Source organism: Paenibacillus sp. BT-177 (assembly GCF_025846815.2).
Classification (GTDB): Bacteria; Bacillota; Bacilli; order Paenibacillales; family Paenibacillaceae; genus Paenibacillus; species Paenibacillus polymyxa_C.
Map to the genome: position 1 here is coordinate 496034 of NZ_JAOYTP010000001.1, position 17674 is coordinate 513707.

The 17674-nt window shown below is 47.0% G+C and carries 14 protein-coding genes; 3 read left to right on the top strand and 11 right to left on the bottom strand.

Going from position 1 to position 17674, the window contains the following annotated elements; translation table 11 throughout:
• Positions 1 to 27 precede the first annotated feature (27 nt).
• A complete protein-coding gene (locus tag OIU26_RS02470) occupies positions 28 to 2826 on the bottom strand; it encodes a calcium-translocating P-type ATPase, SERCA-type (RefSeq protein WP_264216254.1) in 2799 nt (932 codons plus the stop codon).
• A 230-nt stretch (positions 2827 to 3056) separates the two neighbouring features.
• Between OIU26_RS02470 and OIU26_RS02475 the strand changes: the two genes are divergently transcribed.
• Positions 3057 to 4805: an NFACT family protein gene (locus OIU26_RS02475; RefSeq protein ID WP_264215844.1), complete on the top strand. Its 1749-nt coding sequence runs from the start codon at positions 3057 to 3059 to the stop codon at positions 4803 to 4805.
• Between the two features lie 93 nt (positions 4806 to 4898).
• Here the strand turns inward: OIU26_RS02475 and OIU26_RS02480 are convergent, their stop codons facing one another.
• The 9 genes from OIU26_RS02480 to OIU26_RS02520 form a co-directional block, all read right to left on the bottom strand.
• A complete protein-coding gene (locus tag OIU26_RS02480; protein ID WP_264216255.1) occupies positions 4899 to 5768 on the bottom strand; it encodes a PHP domain-containing protein in 870 nt (289 codons plus the stop codon).
• Between the two features lie 38 nt (positions 5769 to 5806).
• A complete protein-coding gene (locus tag OIU26_RS02485) occupies positions 5807 to 6724 on the bottom strand; it encodes a selenium metabolism-associated LysR family transcriptional regulator (protein ID WP_264215845.1) in 918 nt (305 codons plus the stop codon).
• Between the two features lie 202 nt (positions 6725 to 6926).
• Positions 6927 to 7364, bottom strand: coding sequence for a hypothetical protein (locus tag OIU26_RS02490; protein WP_013371860.1), 438 nt, complete (start codon positions 7362 to 7364; stop codon positions 6927 to 6929).
• A gap of 229 nt (positions 7365 to 7593) precedes the next feature.
• A complete protein-coding gene (locus OIU26_RS02495) occupies positions 7594 to 7854 on the bottom strand; it encodes a YlbG family protein (protein ID WP_017427798.1) in 261 nt (86 codons plus the stop codon).
• A gap of 34 nt (positions 7855 to 7888) precedes the next feature.
• The gene (locus tag OIU26_RS02500; protein WP_013371862.1) at positions 7889 to 8329 is read right to left on the bottom strand and encodes a YlbF family regulator; all 441 of its coding nucleotides are present in this window, start codon (positions 8327 to 8329) and stop codon (positions 7889 to 7891) included.
• Between the two features lie 107 nt (positions 8330 to 8436).
• Positions 8437 to 10422: a helicase-associated domain-containing protein gene (locus OIU26_RS02505; protein ID WP_264215846.1), complete on the bottom strand. Its 1986-nt coding sequence runs from the start codon at positions 10420 to 10422 to the stop codon at positions 8437 to 8439.
• A gap of 6 nt (positions 10423 to 10428) precedes the next feature.
• Entirely contained in the window at positions 10429 to 12252 is a 1824-nt protein-coding gene (locus OIU26_RS02510) for a DNA repair helicase XPB (protein ID WP_264215847.1), read from the bottom strand.
• 159 nt (positions 12253 to 12411) lie between these two features.
• A complete protein-coding gene (locus tag OIU26_RS02515; RefSeq protein ID WP_013371865.1) occupies positions 12412 to 12840 on the bottom strand; it encodes a CBS domain-containing protein in 429 nt (142 codons plus the stop codon).
• An 84-nt stretch (positions 12841 to 12924) separates the two neighbouring features.
• Entirely contained in the window at positions 12925 to 14130 is a 1206-nt protein-coding gene (locus OIU26_RS02520; RefSeq protein ID WP_264215848.1) for a M20 family metallopeptidase, read from the bottom strand.
• Positions 14131 to 14378: 248 nt separating this feature from the next.
• Between OIU26_RS02520 and ftsW the strand changes: the two genes are divergently transcribed.
• Complete coding sequence (gene ftsW / locus OIU26_RS02525) at positions 14379 to 15641, top strand: putative lipid II flippase FtsW (RefSeq protein ID WP_040103401.1); 1263 nt, start codon at positions 14379 to 14381, stop codon at positions 15639 to 15641.
• Between the two features lie 226 nt (positions 15642 to 15867).
• Here the strand turns inward: ftsW and OIU26_RS02530 are convergent, their stop codons facing one another.
• A complete protein-coding gene (locus OIU26_RS02530; RefSeq protein WP_013310912.1) occupies positions 15868 to 16233 on the bottom strand; it encodes an Asp23/Gls24 family envelope stress response protein in 366 nt (121 codons plus the stop codon).
• A gap of 191 nt (positions 16234 to 16424) precedes the next feature.
• Here OIU26_RS02530 and cax point away from each other — a divergent pair, with 191 nt between their 5' ends.
• Positions 16425 to 17495 (top strand): calcium/proton exchanger, encoded by a 1071-nt coding sequence (gene cax / locus OIU26_RS02535; protein WP_264215849.1) that lies wholly within the window; start codon positions 16425 to 16427, stop codon positions 17493 to 17495.
• Positions 17496 to 17674 lie beyond the last annotated feature (179 nt).

The following is a 17674-nucleotide window of genomic DNA, read 5'->3' on the forward strand; positions in this document are numbered from 1 at the left end:
AGCGATGTGATATACATGACTCAAATTCTAGGCTGAAAACTTTGTACGTCCCGCTGAAAAGTGTGTATTTCCGCCGTGCCGACGGTTACGTCGACCGCCCCATACACTTCCCGCTCCCATCAGGAACGTTGGAATTCCAGCTGCGACAATAGATAGTGCCCATTCACGTAAACCAAGGGGTACCGTTTTGAAAATAGGCTGCAGCACAGGCACATACATTACAACCAGCATCAGTACGACGGAGGACAGTACGGCAAGCACGAGATAACTATTTTGAAACGGATTACGGTGGAAAACGGAACGGGAGCTGCGGCAATCAAATACATGAATTAACTGCGCCAGCACTAACGTAGCAAATGCAACCGACTGTGCTTTGATCAATTGCCCTGCATCATTCGGAGCAATCCGTAATGTCAGCCAAAAGGCCGCAAGTGTACATAAGCCGATCAACAGACCGCGACTAATGATTTTCCAGCCCAGTCGACGAGCAAAAATATTTTCCTTTGCGCCACGAGGCTTATGCTCCATAAGATCCTTTTCCGGCTGATCCACACCCAGAGCCATCGCCGGCAAACCGTCAGTCACCAGATTTACCCATAAAATCTGAATAGGCAGCAAAGGCAGCGGCAGCCCAGCCATCATGGCAAAGAACATCGTCAAAATTTCACCAACATTGGAGGCGAGTAAATAACGGATGAATTTACGGATATTCTCGTAAATATTTCGGCCTTCCTCAATTGCCGCTACAATCGTTGAGAAATTATCGTCACTCAGTACAAGTGCAGCTGCTTCTTTGGTCACGTCTGTTCCTGTAATGCCCATGGCAATACCGATATCCGATGCCTTAATCGCTGGTGCGTCATTGACGCCATCTCCGGTCATAGCTACGACATGTCCGCGTCTTTGCAGCGACTTGACGATTCTCAGCTTGTGTTCCGGCGACACCCGCGCATACACGGAGACGGTATCCACAACGTTATCCAACGCCGCATCATCCATGAGAGTCAATTGCTGTCCCGTCAACACATGTGAGCCGCGTTGGAGAATGCCCAGCTGCTGTGCAATGGCCTCCGCAGTTGTGCCATGATCACCCGTAATCATCACGGTGCGAATGCCAGCACGACGGCACTTGCCGATGGCCTCGCGAACCTCGCGGCGTGGCGGATCAATCATGCCGGTCAGGCCGATAAAAACCAGCTGTTCTTCAGCCTCCTCAGCCGTAGAGACACGTTCATGCGAGCGGATGTCACGGTAAGCGACACCAAGTACACGCAGCGCCTCTGATGCCATACCTTCGTTGGCTGCCAATACCTTTTGGCGCAGCGTACCCGTTAGCGGAACGACATTCCCTTCCCATAAAATGTAAGAGCACTGACCCAGTAGCACGTCCGGCGCTCCTTTGGCAAATACAATATGTCCTCCCTGGTGGCGTACGAGTACCGACATCCGCTTCCGATCCGAGTCAAAAGGGAATTCTCGCTCCCGTGTATACAGTTCATATAGGCCTTGTCGCGTGACTCCGCCCTTGGCAGCTAACGTGACCAGCGCTCCTTCTGTCGGATCACCTTTTAGCTCCCACACAGCGGAAGGCGTCGGCTCTTTGGTTTTCTTTTTCGAACGCAGCTCATCTATGTCAGCTTGAACAATTTCCGCATTGTTACAAAGTACACTGGCTTGCAGCAATCTACGCAAGGATTGTCCGTTTTTTAGGTCGGCCGGAAGATCCCTGTCCATAATATGACCGTGTGGATCATAACCTTCCCCTGTAACTCCCCAGAAACGACCATCCAGCCAAAGCTTGGTGACTGTCATTTTATTTTGGGTCAGTGTGCCCGTTTTGTCAGAGCAAATGACAGACGCACAGCCGAGCGTCTCAACGGAAGGCAGCTTGCGCACAATGGCCTTGCGTTTGATCATACGCTGTACACCCAAAGCGAGGGCAATGGTTACAATCGCTGGCAATCCTTCTGGTATAGCTGCCACAGCCAAGCTCACGCCGGCCAAAAACATATTCATAGCTGGCTGACCATGCAAAATGCCCGCTACCACCACGAGCACGGTTAGCGCTAACGCCACGATAATCAAGATTTTTCCCAATTGCTCCAGTCTGTGCTGCAACGGTGTCTCTTGCGACTCCGTATTTTCGATCAAGTCTGCGATCTTCCCCATTTCGGTAGTCATGCCTGTGCGAATGACCACGCCTTGTGCGGTGCCTCTGGTCATCATGGTACCCATAAAACCGATGTTCTTTTGGTCCCCAAGAGGTACTTCAGCCGCATGAATAGGGCGGCAATGCTTACTCACCGGAACCGATTCACCTGTCAGGGCAGACTCCTCGACATCACAGCCATTTGTACTCAACCACCTTACATCTGCAGGGATACGATCACCACTTTCCAGCAGCACGATATCGCCCACAACCAGCTCTCTGGCCTGAACATGTACTCGTTTACCGCCTCGCAACACTTTGGCGGTTGGAGCAGAAAGCTGTCTTAAAGCTCGCAATGAACGTTCAGCTCTGAATTCCTGCACAAAGCCGAGAATTCCATTTAGCACAACGATAGCAATAATGGTAATCGCGTCCAAATACTCACCGAGTAGGCCAGATATCAGGGTCGCTCCCATCAATACAAGCATCATAAAATCCTTGAACTGGTTGAGCAGCAGCAAAATTGCCGAAACACGCTTGCCCTCGCTCAGCTCATTCCATCCCGTCCTTTCTCTTCGTTCCGCAATCTGCTCCTCCGAAAGACCCTGCTTCGGGTCGACTTCCAGACTAGTTGAAAGCTGTTCATTGCTTAATTGGTGCCAGTGTGCTTGTTCCATTCTCCCCAATTCCCTCCCGGTCAGATAGTCCGTTTCCGTCGGTTGTGCGTAGGATGGCTGCCCGTTATTATATTTTTGTGCCACGATTGCTGATATGCTGGACAGACTTTCTTGATTCAATCTATTCGGACAGGACTCGAAATATCACAAAGCCGCTTAAGTTTTGTCCCAAAGTTATGTATCATAGAAGGAAGGCGAAAATACATTTGCTTCAAAGGAGAACATACATTATGGCATTGGACGGAATCGTAACCCGCGCTATCGTACACGAACTGCAAGCCATCCGGGGCGGGCGCATTAATAAAATACATCAGCCAAACGAACGCGATATCGTGCTGAACCTGCGGGTACAAGGTGGGAGTGTAAAACTGTTGCTGTCGGCTAATCCGACATTTCCGCGTGTACATTTTACAGAACAAAGCTTTCTCAATCCGACAGAAGCTCCCATGTTTTGTATGCTTCTTCGCAAACATTGCGAAGGAGGCATTATTGAGAACATCACGCAGGTGGGCATGGAGCGCATAATTCATATGGATATACGTCAGCGTGATGAACTGGGGGATATTTCATTTAAGCGCATTATTATTGAAGTAATGGGTAGACATAGCAACATTATTTTGCTTGACCCGGAAACAGGTGTGATGCTGGATGGCATTCATCATGTCACACCCTCTATCAGCAGCTATCGGGTCGTTATGCCAGGCTTTCAATACACAGAGCCTCCTGAACAAAACAAGCTAGATCCACTAGAAGTCGAAGAAGCAGCCTTCTTTTCCTCGTATCAAGCAGCCATTGAGGCGGAAGAAGCTCCCAAACGCTGGATCGTGAACACTTTTACCGGACTTAGTCCCCTCATTGCTGAAGAGATACTAATCCGAGCATCTAGTGAAGAAGCTTCTGGTGACAAGGATCGTCGACTGTGGAGGGCATTCAGTGACATCATGGATGACGTGCGGAATCATCATTTTCAGCCGGTATCTGGACTGAACGCACAAGATAAAGTAATATTTTCAGCCATCCCACTGACGTTGATCCAAGGAGAACGTAAGGAATACGCTTCCATCAGTGAGTGTATGGAGGACTTTTTCGGTGAAAAGGCAGAAAGGGACACGGTTAAGCAAAAGGTTAGCGACCTACTGCGGTTTCTGCAAAACGAGCGGAGCAAAAACGTAAAAAAACTCGATCATCTCCATCAAGATTTGGCCGAAGCAGAAGATGCCGATCAATTTCGGATTTACGGAGAGCTGCTGTTCGCTTCACTTCATGAGGTAAAAAAGGGTGACAAGGAAGTAACACTCACTAACTTTTATGACGAGGAACAAAGTGCGATCACCATTCCATTGGACCCGCTGCTCAACCCTTCAGATAATGCACAGCGTTATTTTAAAAAGTACAACAAATATAAAAACAGCCTGGCTGTTATTGACGAGCAACTAGAGAAGACGCACGATGAAATTCGTTATATGGACAATCTTCTTCAGCAGCTAGCCCATGCCTCTATCAACGACATTGAGGAAATACGTGAAGAACTGGTTCAGCAGGGCTATCTTAGAGATCGGGTTAAAAAAGGAAAGAAAAAGAAGAAAAATGACCGTCCGACCTTGCATGTATATACATCATCCGAAGGCATCGAGCTACTGGTTGGCAAAAATAACTTGCAGAATGAATATGTGACCAACCGACTGGCCGGACCCAATGACACGTGGTTGCATACAAAGGATATCCCAGGGTCACACGTCGTTATTCGTGCCGAGAAATTCGGAGACGCGACGTTGGAGGAAGCAGCTCAGCTGGCTGCCTATTTCAGCCAAGCCAAGCAGTCCAGCAGCGTACCTGTAGACGCCACCTTGATTCGACATGTACGCAAGCCCAGCGGAGCGAAGCCCGGCTTTGTCATCTACGATCATCAGCGTACGCTCTTTATCACACCTGATGAGGAACTGGTCAAAAAGCTGCCGAATCGCATCAAAAACGGCTAGGTTCCACTAGCATATGGAATCCACATAAAAAGCCCTTTGTCCTTTGCACGGTACACTTCTGTGTTTTCATGCGGTAGGCAAGGGGCTTTTTCATTACTTTTGTCCAACAGCAGCCTTTCTCAACTCCTCGACGACCTGACCGTCCACACTACGGCTACCCAGATCGCCGTGGAAAATCACACCTTGGCGTGCACCGTGAAAATCCGAGCCGCCCGTTGCGATAAGCCCATAATGCAGCGCCATTGCAGTATATCGTCTCTCGGCCTCAGCATCATGATCCGAATGGCGCACCTCCAACCCTACAGGCTTCGCTGCCTCTATAATGGAGCACACCAGTTCGTCATTTCCATACAAGCCAGGGTGGGCCACTACAGGCACTCCTCCTGCTTCACGAATCCAGTTTATAGCCTCCGCAGGCTCTATACGGGGTACAGACACGTATCCGGGCGCACCTTCTGCCAAGTAACGATCAAACGCATCCCGCATGTCCTTCGCGTAACCTTTTTGAACCAGGGTATCTGCCATATGCGGACGTCCAATGCTTTCATCCGGCGCTAGTGGTCTGCCCATTGTAGCCACCACCTCATCTAGCGTGATTTCCACGCCCAAGCTACGCAATTGACTCAAAATCAAATCATTACGGGTATCCCGCGCCTGTCTCAGCTTTTCCAACCGTTCCAAAAACATTTTATTACGGTAATCCATAAAATAACCTAATATATGAATATCTTTGCCGCCAGCACGTGTACTGATTTCCACACCCGGCACCACGGTCATCCCAATGCGTCTTCCCTCCTCCAAGGCTTCCTCCAAACCGGCCACCGTATCATGATCTGTAATAGCCACACCGGCCAGCCCTTTTTCCTTCGCCCAGCGCACATTATCAGCAGGTGATTGCATACCGTCAGATGCTTGGGTGTGTGTATGTAGATCATATCGTTGCAAATTATTCTGTTCCTTCATCATGCAGATTCTCCTCCTCTTCATCTCTAAAGCTTGTCCTACGAGTCCTCGAATACGTCCATTCCCTGATCATGACGACGCAAGTAAGACAGAAAAGTTACTACCGGGATCGGCAACAACGCTGATTTCAAATGAATTGCATAAAATTCTCGTTTGAAGGTAATATCTGAAATATTTACAATTTTCAATAACCCGAGCGCAACCTCATGTTTGACTGAAGAAGGTGACAGCATAGTAATCCCCAGTCCTGCCTCTACCGCTGATTTGACCGCTCCAGTGCTGCCCATCTCCATTACAATATCAAGTCGAGAGGCATCCGCACCACGATTTTTCAGCCCGTCTTCTATGACTTGGCGTGTACCAGAACCTTTTTCTCTGGCTACAAAGGGATGCTTGAATACATCTTCTAAAACTACTTTTTTGGCCTTGGCCAGCACATGCCTCGAAGGAACAATCAGCTTCAGTTCGTCCTGCATCACAGATTCTACCACAATATCCGGGTGTTGAACCGGGGCCTCAATCAGCCCTAAATTCAACTGGTGCTTTAGTATATCATCCATAATTTGAGTCGTATTCATTACATTCATTGCCATACGTATGTGAGGGTACTCCTGACCAAACGGTCCCAACATTCTTGGCACAATGTATTCACCAATCGTTAGGCTGGCACCAATATGCAATCTTCCCTCCAGCATGTGAGTAAAAGCAGACATCGCTTCGTCAGCTTCCCTGATCAGTTGCATACTTCTTTTTGCAAAAGGCAGTAATGTCGCTCCTGCCTCCGAAAGCTCAATTTTTTTAGTCGATCGGTGCAACAGCTTCGTACCAAAATAATCTTCCAAAGACTGAATTTGCATCGTCACCGCAGGTTGCGTCATATGCAGCGCTTGCGCCGCCGCCGAGAAGCTTCCGCGCTCCGCTACGGTATAAAAAATGTGCAGCTGATGAAAGTTCATACTGACCAGCCCTCTCCCTCTGATCTTCTTATTTTAACATAAGAAAAACGTCTGGCGAACAATTACCGAGTAAACTTACCGAAATGGGGAGTTATATGCTTGCAAAATAAAAAAGCATGCAGCTGATAACTGCATACTTCTACTCAAACTCGACGGTGTCAATGAGCACGCTTTCTAATGGAACCGTCCGTCAAATCACCGTCTATTTTTGCTTACGAGTGCTTTTCATCAGTGTCATGCGCCGTGAATGGCGTAGCCATGAATAGTAGGACTTCAAGTCCCTTAATTCGATAGTCTCTGACATCCGACCCAAAAAGGTAATAATAATCATCTTATGAAGCGGATTCCCCGCAATGTCCATCTCACCTGGCAACTCACCAAATTCGGCGACAACGACCAGATCACCATCAATTAAATATACATCCTCTTCATTATGATAGTAGGACTCCATCCTGTTTTGCTTCAGGCACTCCCAAAGCCAGGCGGCGATATGATTCGTCTCGGACTGTTTCTGCTCTACCCGATCTAAATAACGTGTTTTCGCATGATTTGTAATCACGATATCGGCGACTTTCTTATCGCCCATCTCCACGTAGAACGGTTCGTATGTACTCCATCGCTGCATTGCCTTGTCACGCACGGGATCACTCTCCCCACCAGATAGGTCTTTATATCTACCAATATATTCATATGTTACCTCAACAGACCCGGGACTACAAGTTACAAAATTGAAGTTTATGGGTGTTTTTTAAAGAATTTTTAGGTCTAACAGCATTAAGATTAGTATGCAAAAGTCCTGGCTTCACAAAAAAAAGCCAGCCCGTAGGCTGACCTTTTTCAAGAAATTTGAATGTACAGACAATCAAAGCTTATATTTCATATTCTTTCATCTTTTCCTTATCGTCGTTGTACTCCGTCCTAATCTCATTTCGGAAAGAGCGCTCAACCTTACGTACATAGGAAAGTCTGCGAATATTTTTAACGGTGTCCTCTGCCCGATCCGCATTCATATATATAACTACATAATGCATACGCTTTGAAATATAGTGGACATTTCCGTATTTCTCCAGATTGCGGGCAGCCTTGATATCGCTTACCCAAATGATGTACCCTGTCCGCTCGGCAAACATTCGCTTCATCTCCCCTCCGTATCATTCCTATGGCCTATCCGCAGGAGCATTTCCCTCCGCTGCCGCATCCGCCCTTTTTCACATTTGGGTCGTTGCTCGGCACCTTAATGGTCTCGGACACGGAATATGCAATCGTTTCAGACATGGCATGAAGCATATCATCCAACGCCTTTTCGGCCCGCTTGAACTCCTTAACAGCCTCAAATTGTTCCAGCTCCAGTTCAACGGCCTGCACTGCGTCCTTCGCTTCATGATAGTTGGGATGAAAATGCCCAAAACGCTCCGTTTCAGCGAAAAGCTCCTTTTTGGCATCCAGCTTGCGTACACACGCCTGAATAGACGGGTTCAATTCCACACGCTGCTTCCAATATAAATAATCCGATACCTCAAAGGACCGGTTGACCATATCGCCCAATTCATAGGCGTTAATAAGCACTTCTGCCATATTGACCGTGTTCAATTCGGCTACGCTCATGAATGTCATCTCACTTTATATAAAGTTCTACCCAATAAAAGTAGACTCATTTATCATACCACATCCTTCTTTTGAGAAGAAGGAGTTTCATGCACTTCCTGACACGACTATGTAAAAGGAACCAACAGCCTCATATCAGACCAATCACTTGGCTGCAAGGTCGCACGAGAAGGCGTTTCATCATCCATTCCTGAGGCGTACCAGCCTGTGACACTCCAGGGATCGCCGGAAACCACCGATTCCGGTATCCATTTAACCTCTTTCCCACTGATTCGCAATCCCACCGCCGCCTGCCAACGGATCGCTTGCTCCATCAACTGCCTGGAAGTGGACGTATGGTAACTCCTCCATTCTTTTGTCCATGAAGAGGGTACTGTAGACCTTTCTGGAAAATAGCCAGACGGGTCAGGCAGGGTGTGCTCTTGTTCATAAAAATGCAACGTGCGCCCTGTGTAAACCAGACCAGCCCTTCCCTCTTGTGAAAATAGGGAACGGCCTGCATCTAGGTTCTCTATCTCCGTCAAAAGTGGATAATGGTGAGCTGGCTCATCCGCACTTTTCGGTTCAAGACGCGGACTTAATCCAATTGCAGCAAGCGCTTTTCGTATTCTGTCAGCAGAGTGTACCGGGATCATAAAATCTTTGTCGCCGAGTCGCTCCAGTAATCCTTCAAGTGCAGGATGACGCGCAACCATGTCCGCATCCTCCTGAGTACCGCATCGCAAAAGTGTTACCGTCGCAAAAGCCGTTCGTCCGACATTGCCTGCCCACTGCTCTACTGCCAGCCGTACATGTTCTGGCACCCCTGTCCGACTGTACTTGTCCAAAAGAGCAGGAATCTCCTTGGCCTCCATGCCCAGCTCGATTGCCTCTGTAATACTCTCTCTGGTAATCCGATACACTACCATCCGGTCTCCTGTCACACGTTCACAGCAGCATTCCAATCGCCAGCGCACATCATATGCGACATCTGGCGGCACCAGTATTTCAAAATCAGGCTGCACATAAAAGGCACCTTGTTCTTGATGTGTATCCTCGTCATTATAGGGACGAAGCAGATCTGTCACAGAGACATTCCAGCGAAAACAGATTTCGCCTGATGTAGTCTGACCCCAATCCCCCATTCCAAAAGCCGTCAGGGCCTTCAACCAACCCATTATATCTTCCATAAAAGATCCATTGAAATTAAAATCAGATACCGTCTCGTCCGCAAGCCCTTTGAGATTTGCGATTGTAGGAACAATATCTATAAAGGCACTGTTCGTAGAATCATCTCCACTTAAACTATTCTGCGGTATTAATCCTACCTGAAGCATCCATTGCAGCAGATACTGAATAGATATCCATCCATCTGTTCCTCCATACTGCGAGACGGCACACAGCATATAGCGAAAATGCTGCATAGGCGCTTTAGTCTTGCCGTACCTCTCCATGAGGGTGTCAAAAATATGCTTCCGCATTTGCCCAACAGACAAACGAATCCATGTCGCCAGTTCCGCCTCCTGAATGCGAAAAGACACTGTTTCTTTCACTAACAGCCCCAAACTGAGTAGTAAATCGATCATTACCACCGTTTGTACTGGATATAGCTCGGCATGCGCATAATGCAACCCAAGTCCCTCCAGGTCCTCCGGACGAAAGGGGGTCAGTTCATTCAATTTTTGCAATGACCGTTTATGTATGGTTCCTTTGGCCGTCAAAGGAACTCCCTGTATCGCAATACGTGACAACACATGCAGTAACTCTGACTCCAGTCCTGTCATTGCTTCATGTACCGTTATCGGATGATCTGTATGTATCCCATTCATTGGAGTTTGCTCTAACAACATATCGTACAGAGCGGGTAGCCGATCAACCGGAATATATAAAATCCGTTCGCCCCACGATTTGGTGACTGCCTCCAGCCACCCCCGAGAGCGAAGCCCATGCAGTGCCAGTTTTGTTTCGACTCCGCTTAAGGCACCTTGGGTAAGCTGCATAAGCTCCTCTTCCTTCATAGGCTGTGCCGCATACCGGACAAAGCATCGTCTAAGCACCAGCAGCTCATCCGCTGAAAGCTCATTCCAGTTGCCTTGCGTACTCGTTACGTCCATCCTTGGTTAGGCCTCCTTTTTCTTTCCGCCATCTTCAATCTCATCCTCCTGGCTTCTGCCAGCCATCGTCCCATCAAACCTACGAATCGCATATTCATAGCCCTGTTCAATCAGAAACAGCTGACGACGTGCTGCAAAATCCATCTCTTTACTGTTCTCCGTCACTAATGCATAAAAATAAGCTTTATTGTCGCCTGGCTTTGGTCGTAAAATGCGGCCAAGTCGCTGCGCCTCTTCCTGACGGGAGCCAAAGCTACCCGATACCTCTATCGCTACTGCTGCATCCGGCAAATCGACTGCAAAGTTTGCTACCTTGGATACTAATAAGGTTTGAATATTACCCTTGCGAAACGCATCGAACCAACGCACCCGCTCGCTCTGAGTCATGGAACCCGTAATCAGTGGGACGTCCAGCTCCTGAGCCAATTTACGTAACTGGTCTAAATATTGACCAATAATAAGTGTTGGTATCCCCTTGTGTTTCTCCACCAGACTGCGTACTGCCTCCAGCTTAGCCGGATTTTCGGCTGCAATTCGGTATTGCTGTCTGCCTTCAGCACGCATACTTTGCTCCAAAAGGTCAGCGGTCATGGGTAAACGCAGTTCTACACAATCGACCTGTGCAATCCAACCCTGTCGCTCCAGTTCCTTCCACGGCATATCGTACCGTTTGGGTCCAATTAAAGAGAACACGTCCCGCTCACACCCATCCTCTCGAACTAACGTAGCTGTTAATCCCAAACGACGGGTAGCCTGAATATCGGCCGTGGCTCGAAATACTGGCGCAGGCAGCAAATGTACCTCATCATATATAATGAGTCCCCACTTCCGCTCACTCAGCAGTTTCATATGTTCAAACTCTCCGTCTTTGGTGCGCCGATGCGTCAAAATCTGGTAGGTTGCCACCGTTATCGGTCGCACCTCCTTTTTCTGACCACTATATTCCCCAATAGAATCGACAGGAATATTTGTCTTTTGCTTCAGTTCCTCGATCCATTGCCGCACAGAAATAGTATTAGAAGTTAAAATAAGCACCTCGCACTGAAGTCGATTCATCACTGCCATACCGATCACTGTTTTTCCGGCTCCGCATGGGAGCACTAGTACACCACTCCCCCCTAAGCCGTCTGTGCCTTCAAATGCATCAGCAGCTTTCAGCTGGTAATCACGAAGCTGCAACTCCGTTTGTCCCTTCCCCAAGGTAAAACGAAGCAGATTCCCCTCAAGATAACCTGCCGTATCCACAACGGGATATCCCAAGCGAGTTAATTCCTGCTTGAGCAAGCCACGATTTTTGGGCGGTACGGATGCGCTTGTCTCATTGGTGCGAAGCAAACCAAGCTGTTTTAGCTCTTTCTTGTTCAATAGCTCATCCAGTAAAGTTGGAGTCTCTACTGCCAAGATCAAGTGATCACCTATTGTGTATGTGTTGGCTTTCCTCGCCTTTGTATCTCTGTCTGACTCTTGCTCATCACGATGCGCGTCAATCGTATCTGTGTCGTAAGTTTGTTCTTCTTTTGCACTCGCCCGTGACAGCGTCAACGTCCCATAACGAGAAACAAGCTGTTCAATATCCTTCAACAAATCACGCGGAATATCCCAACGGGACATAGAGTGCAAACTATTTTGAATGTCCTCAGCACTCCACCCGAGAGCGGCTGCGTTCCAGAGCGACAATGGAGTGATGTGATATGTATGAAAAGCGGACGGACTTTTCACCAGCTCCGCATAAATCTGCAACTGTGAACGAGCCCATTCCGAATCAGGCAAACCCATTTCCAGCAAAACGGTAAAATCACGTTGTACAATACAAGGATGATCTGGATTCATGACTACCTCCTGACACTCAAAAGTTCTATAATAATAGCTTATCCGTTTATTCGCAGATCAACCGGAATAGCAAGGAGTCCAACCCACACTCGGGTTGAACTCCTGATCAGAAGCTCGGGATTAAAACCGTCCCAAACTGGTGCCTACTTTATTATCCTTCTAGTGAACCTGCTCGGAAATTTGGCTAAGCGCCTCTCCAGCATTGTCTGCAAAAATATTTCGAACAGCCAAATCCCCGATCGAAACAATCCCGATCAGACGATCTCCTTCCGTCACGGGCAAACGACGGATTTGCTGCTCTGCCATCAGTTCAGCTGCTTGGTCCACTGACATGTCAGCACTGGCTGTACGAATACCTGTTGTCATTACCGTATCCACCGAACCAGAACCAGAATTTTTAGCTGCGTAACCGCGAATTACAAGGTCACGGTCTGTTACTACACCGATCAACTTATCACTGCCTTCGCTTTCCACAACTGGGATAAAGCCAGTATCATTGTCTTTCATTTTGACCGCTATTTCGTAAATATTGTCCTGCGGGGTAACCGTTACACATTTTTTAGTCATAACTTCCTGAACCTTTTTCATGGGTACTCCCTCCTTTTCAAGAGTAGGGTACCCCATTTCATTCAGCTCATACTCCAGATTGGACCGTTCCCAATTTAGCTCGTATTAGCCGTTAATTGCCCCTTCTTTGCATTCAGCAGCATACCCGGTAGACATGGAAATAAACAGACGAACTGCGTTGATCATGGCATCCTCATCAAAATCAAATTTTGGATGGTGGTGCGGATAAATTGCTCCTTTGGCCGGATTACCCGCCCCTATGAACATAAAACAACCTGGTACACGTTCCAAATAATACGCAAAATCTTCTGCTGGCATCAACTTCGGCGCTTCCTGTACATTCCCCTCGCCGAACACAGGCTTGGCTTCCTTAAAAAAGCGAGCTGCTTCTCGGGCATCATTAACAACTGGCGGGTATCCCATAATGTAACGAATCTTTGCTGATGTCCCATATGTTGCTGCTGTAAGCTCAGTTACCTCATGCAGTCGCTCCTTCATGACCGTCCGGGTCTGCTCATCAAACGTACGAATGGTTCCACTCAAGCGACAGGTTTCCGCAATTATATTTTGCGCAGAGCCCCCTTCGATGGTTCCCACCGTCAACACAGCAGGCCTTAACGGGTCGACTGAACGGCTTACGATACTCTGCAGTTGCATAACAAGAGCTGAGCCTGCCACCACACTATCATTTGTAGATTGGGGCATACCACCATGCCCACCCTTACCTGCAATTTCAATATAAAAATCGTCGGCCGCCGCCATCAACGGCCCTGCACAACTCGCAGCGGTCCCGACCGAGAATGGTGTCCATAAATGGATGCCATAAATAACATCCACACCTTCCAGTACACCATCTTTGATTACATTGACTGCACCTCCAGGCAACAATTCCTCCGCAGGTTGGAACAAAAATCGGATTTCTCCTTCCAGCTCATCGCGGTTCAGACTGTAATAGTAAGCTGTCCCAAGCAATACGGACGTATGCCCGTCATGTCCGCAAGCATGCATGGCCCCATCCACGCTGGAGCGATATTCACACTCCTTTTCATCCTGAATAGGAAGAGCGTCCATATCGGCGCGCAACATAACAACAGGTCCAGGTTTGGCACCACGAATGGTACCTACAACACCGTGTCCCCCTACCTGTCGACGAACATCTAATCCCCAGCTTTCTAGCTTATCCGCTACAAAAGCGGCAGTTTTACTTTCCTGAAAAGAAATTTCGGGATTCTTATGTAAATGTCTACGCCACTCTACCATGTTTTCTTGTAATTGATCGAACCAGGTTTGGTCCATCGCCTGTTGTGTCATTATGTTCCACCTCTCCTTTTAAAACATCGGGCAAGTTTCCGATAAATCATACAGCTTTACCACGTATGCGCCGTTTCTCTCAAGTCTTTATTTTTATCCTATTGTAGCAGATATGGAATTGTTGTGATATCTGTTGCTCCAGATGGTTGCAGAAGCCTATCAAACATACTATGATAAAATGGATAAACGATAAAATGATAAACGTCTGCGAGGAATGTACCTTGCGGCGAATACCGGGGGAAGCTGATATGAGAAATACGAAGCCGGAGACTCGAAGAAGAGGGACACCGGATTTCCAATTGCTGATCCTCACTTTATTGCTGGTTGGATTCGGTGTAATCATGGTATTTAGCTCCAGCTCCAGCGTAGCTCTGCTGAATAAAGAATACAATTTTGACTCTTTATATTTTGTGAAGCGCCAAGCCGCATTTGCTGTACTTGGACTCTTCATTATGTTGGTAGCTATGAATATTAAGATGGAAAAATATAAAAAGCTTTTTGTGCCTTTATTTTTCATAACCATATTACTGCTAATCATCGTTCTTTTTACAGGCTCTCTGAATGGTGCAAAAAGCTGGCTCAGATTTGGTAGTATTGGCTTCCAGCCAACGGAACTTGCAAAAATCTCCATCATTCTTTACTTATCCGCGCTGATTGTCAAAAAAGGAGATCGATTTAGAGATTTGCGGACTGGCTACATACCTGTAACTGTCATTGTAGGCTCTGTCGCAGGACTCATCATGCTTCAACCAGATTTAGGCTCCTGCTTTATTTTGGTAGCCACCAGTGGCCTGATTATTTATGCCGGGGGAGCCAGCGTCAAACACATTACCGCATCAATCATCCTGCTCGTGCTAGGCGCTTCCATCGTATTTGGTATTGGGTCATTGTTTGGAGGAGATTCCGAAAGCGCAAATGGACAAGCTACTGCTGCCAAGCAAGATTATAAAATCGGACGCTTTCAAGCCTTTCTTGATCCTGAGAAGTATAGACAAGGAACGGGATACAATCTGGTGCAGTCTTTGCAAGCTATTGGCGAAGGCGGCTTAAACGGATCAGGATTTGGTAAAGGCATTATCAAGCTTCATTATTTGCCCAATTCATTTAATGATTTTATCTTTTCTGTCATTGGTGAAGAGTTTGGATTTATCGGAACAGCCATTTTCCTAATGCTATATTTGTATTTCATTTGGCGAGGCATGCTCATTGCTCTGCGTTGCCATGACCCGTTCGGAACGTTGGTGGGCACTGGCATCATGGGTTTGATCGCCATTCAGGCCTTCATTAATATCGGCGGAGTAACCCAAACCATTCCAATCACTGGCGTAACCCTTCCGTTTATTAGCTTTGGTGGTTCCTCCCTGCTTGTTATGATGTTCTCCATGGGCATCATGCTCAGTATTTCTCGTGAGAACACCAAACAAGCAGTGCAAGAACGCACTACAGGGGTAACTGTCCGTAATGAAGTCCCTACTCGCTTTCAAACTCGTAGAACCAACCGTTACCGCTAAAAAAAGAACTTCCATATGGCCACTAACCACGGTGGCATTGGAAGTTCTTTTTTTGTATATGTATATAACTACAGGTCCGTCTGCAAAATGTTATCCAGCAGATTCACAAAACGAAAACTGGCGTTTTATAACCACCAGTTTTCGTGTTCTTATTCGGATTGTCGCAGGGAATTCCCGGCATCTATACCATTGGTGAAAAATGTCCATTTAGCATGTGATGAGTCTATTACACTGCATCGTCCTTGAAGGCGACACCTTCCACTTTTACGTTCACTTCCACGACCCGCAATCCCGTCATACTTTCGACGGCTTCTCGCACATTTTGCTGAAGAATTCGGGACACCTCATGAATAGGTGTTTCGTAGAGCACGATAATACGTAGATCAATGGCAGCTTCCAGTTGTCCAACCTCCACTGATACGCCCTTTTGTACATTTTTACCGCTCAGCCTTTTGGCCCAGCCTTCCGATAAGCCGCCTGACATTGCAGCAATGCCTGGTGTCTCTAATGCGGCCATCCCGGCAATTTTTCCTACGACATCGTTGGAAATCTTGATGTTTCCTGCTTCCAGTTGTTGAATTTGCTCTGCCATGACCTATGTCCCCCTTCATCCATCCTTTATTTGTATTGTAAAGCCTCAGCCACTCCAAATGCAAACCTTACGTATAAAAACATCGTTCGTTTACAACCTATATCATTTTGGGTATATTAATTTAGAAAATCCATACAAGTGACAGTATTCACCAAACTTGTACACAACTATTGATATCGAGGTGCTCTTCATTGAAAAAATGGTTATCTCCCGCTTTGCTTATAGCGACATTTGCTCTTAGTACAGTCGCTCATTACACACATTGGAATGCCATAGCCCAATTTGTTATTTGTGCGATTTCTGTTGTATTCGTAGCCGGTTTTCTCGGTAGAGCGACTGAAAGTGTTGCTCATTATGCTGGTCAACGTTTAGGTGGATTCTTAAATGCCACCTTTGGTAACGCAGCCGAACTGATCATCGCCATTTTCCTCGTCAAAGAAGGTCTTTACGATATGGTAAAGGCCAGTCTTACCGGTTCGATCATCGGCAATCTGCTGCTGGTGCTCGGAGCGAGTCTGTTCGCTGGCGGTTTGAAATATAAAGTACAAAATTTCAATATATCGCTAGCTGGATTAAGTGGCTCCCTGATGATTGTGGCTGTTATTGCCTTGTTCGTTCCAGCTGTCTTTCTGAACACGCATGTGATCACGGATAGCGAGTCAGATACACTCAGTCTTATCGTTGCAGGCACGCTTATTGTCGCGTATATTGCTTGGCTTATTTTTTCTATGATTACGCATAAGGACTATTTAGCTGACGTGACCGAACAAAAAGATGAAGAATTGCCGCATGAGCATGCCCCTGTATGGTCTAGAAATAAATCCATTGCCTATTTGGTACTCGCTACCGTTATGGTCGCTTTTGTCAGCGAATGGCTGGTAGGTACACTGGAAGTATTTACGACTCAATTTGGACTCAGCGAATTGTTCGTGGGTGCATTTCTTGTCGCTATTATTGGTAATGCGGCCGAACATAGCGCTGCCATTTTACTGGCTATGAAGAACAAAATCGGTGCATCTGTTGAAATTGCTGTCGGCAGCAGTTTGCAAATTGCCCTATTCGTTGCCCCTGTGCTGATTTTTGTCAGTTACTTTATGGGAAACACGATGAATATTGTTTTCACAACCATTGAATTGGTAGCCATTGCCGTCGCTGTATTTATCGCCAAATCCATCACCCAGGACGGATCAACCAACTGGTATGAGGGACTTATGCTGCTGGTAGTGTATGTATTGTTAGGTGTATCCTTCTTCCTTGTGTAGCTTCCAAAGTTTTAAAATGTAGATTAAATTGTAGTGATTGCTTCGCGTTTTATTTAATCTCCTGATCACTATTGCCCTTGAATTTTTAAGACGATATAATCCTGTAAGCTGTTAAAATTCAAGGGCAAAGGTGAACGCTAAAAAGCAACCTCTCATCCTCTTTTTAAAAAACGGCATCA

Bases quoted from the DNA above. Each gene is read 5' to 3' on its own strand.
- OIU26_RS02470 (WP_264216254.1), bottom strand. From the start codon at position 2,826: ATGGAACAAGCACACTGGCACCAATTAAGCAATGAACAGCTTTCAACT.
- OIU26_RS02475 (WP_264215844.1), top strand. From the start codon at position 3,057: ATGGCATTGGACGGAATCGTAACCCGCGCTATCGTACACGAACTGCAA.
- OIU26_RS02480 (WP_264216255.1), bottom strand. From the start codon at position 5,768: ATGAAGGAACAGAATAATTTGCAACGATATGATCTACATACACACACC.
- OIU26_RS02485 (WP_264215845.1), bottom strand. From the start codon at position 6,724: ATGAACTTTCATCAGCTGCACATTTTTTATACCGTAGCGGAGCGCGGA.
- OIU26_RS02495 (WP_017427798.1), bottom strand. From the start codon at position 7,854: ATGTTTGCCGAGCGGACAGGGTACATCATTTGGGTAAGCGATATCAAG.
- OIU26_RS02500 (WP_013371862.1), bottom strand. From the start codon at position 8,329: ATGAGCGTAGCCGAATTGAACACGGTCAATATGGCAGAAGTGCTTATT.
- OIU26_RS02505 (WP_264215846.1), bottom strand. From the start codon at position 10,422: ATGGACGTAACGAGTACGCAAGGCAACTGGAATGAGCTTTCAGCGGAT.
- OIU26_RS02510 (WP_264215847.1), bottom strand. From the start codon at position 12,252: ATGAATCCAGATCATCCTTGTATTGTACAACGTGATTTTACCGTTTTG.
- OIU26_RS02515 (WP_013371865.1), bottom strand. From the start codon at position 12,840: ATGAAAAAGGTTCAGGAAGTTATGACTAAAAAATGTGTAACGGTTACC.
- OIU26_RS02520 (WP_264215848.1), bottom strand. From the start codon at position 14,130: ATGACACAACAGGCGATGGACCAAACCTGGTTCGATCAATTACAAGAA.
- ftsW (WP_040103401.1), top strand. From the start codon at position 14,379: ATGAGAAATACGAAGCCGGAGACTCGAAGAAGAGGGACACCGGATTTC.
- OIU26_RS02530 (WP_013310912.1), bottom strand. From the start codon at position 16,233: ATGGCAGAGCAAATTCAACAACTGGAAGCAGGAAACATCAAGATTTCC.